The sequence below is a fragment of the Actinomadura madurae genome, assembly GCF_900115095.1.
Lineage (GTDB): Bacteria > Actinomycetota > Actinomycetes > Streptosporangiales > Streptosporangiaceae > Spirillospora > Spirillospora madurae.
The window spans coordinates 1-1475 of record NZ_FOVH01000055.1 but is presented as its reverse complement, the minus strand read 5'-3'; the positions used below and the strand labels follow the sequence as shown (position 1 = coordinate 1475).

Here is a 1475-nt window from a genome sequence, read left to right as displayed (position 1 = left end):
GGGCGGGTGCGTGAGGTCGACCTCGGGGCGTTCGCGAATCAGGATGTTCCGTTCGAGCGTCTGGTGGAGGTGCTGAATCCACCGCGGTCGCTGGGTCGGCATCCGCTCTTCCAGGTGATGCTTGCCTTCAACAATGCACCGCAGGCCGAACTGACGCTGCCTGGCGTTCAAGTGGATGTCCAGGCCGCCGACATTGCGGTTGCCAAGTTCGATTTGCTGTTCAGCCTGTCCGAACGGTCGGCCGGCGATGATGCGCCGGGTAGTTTGGAAGGCTCGATCGACTTTGCCGCCGACTTGTTCGACGGGGAGACCGCCGAACAAATTGCGGATCGGTTCGTACGCTTTCTGAGCGCGGTTTCATCCAACCCTGACCGGCCGATCGGGAGTGTTGACGTCCTCGGAGCCGATGAGCGTCGCAAGGTGCTGGTCGAGTGGAACACCACTGACCACGGTGTGGCCTGGGGGACTGTGCCGGAGTTGTTCGAGGCGCAGGCACGGCGATCGCCCGATGCGGTCGCGGTGGTGTCCGAGGGCGTCGGCATCAGTTACGAGGAGTTGAATGCGCGGGCGAACCGGCTGGCCCGGTACCTGATCGACCAGGGCGTGGGCCCCGACCGGGTCGTTGCGGTGTCGCTTCCACGCTCGGTAGAGCTGGTGGTGGCGCTGCTGGGGGTCTTGAAGGCCGGTGGTGCTTACCTTCCGTTGGATCTGGATTATCCGGCTGAGCGGCTCAGGTTCATGGTCGATGACGCCCGGCCGGTCGTGCAGCTCACCGCGCTGCCCTCGGAGGAAGAACTCGCGGGCCGGTCGACGACCAACGTGACCGATGCCGACCGAATCAATCCTCTCCACCATCTACACCCCGCCTACGTGATCTACACGTCGGGGTCGACCGGGCGGCCCAAGGGTGTGGTGAGTACGCATGCTGGGTTGGTGAACCGGTTGCAGTGGATGCAGGACCGCTATCGGCTTGGTGCGGATGACCGGGTGTTGCAGAAGACGCCGGCGAGTTTCGATGTGTCGGTGTGGGAGTTCTTCTGGCCATTGCAAGTCGGCGCCACAATGGTCCTGGCCAAGCCACAAGGCCATACCGATCCAGGCTATTTGGCCGGTCTGATCCGTGCGGAGCAGGTCACTACTGTTCATTTCGTTCCTTCGATGTTGGCTGCGGCGGTGGCGGAGCCGACGATGCGGGATTGTACGAGTCTGCGGCGAGTGATCTGCAGTGGTGAGGCGTTGCCGTTGGAGCTCGTACACAAATTCCGGGACGTCTTCGATGCCGAACTGCACAACCTTTACGGGCCGACCGAGGCGTCGATCGATGTCAGCGGAGTGGAGATCACCCCACAGACCGCGGAGACCAGCGTCCCGATCGGTCGGCCGATCTGGAACACCAGGTTGTTCGTGCTCGATGCGGGCTTGTCGCCGGTGCCGGTGGGTGTGGTCGGTGAGTTGTACATTGCCGGCGCCGGCCT

General features: G+C 63.4%; 1 protein-coding gene. It reads left to right on the top strand.

What is annotated here, in order from left to right; genetic code table 11:
* Positions 1-1475, top strand: a 1475-nt coding sequence (locus tag BM339_RS47355) for a non-ribosomal peptide synthetase (protein ID WP_143118916.1), incomplete at both ends; no start/stop codon positions are given.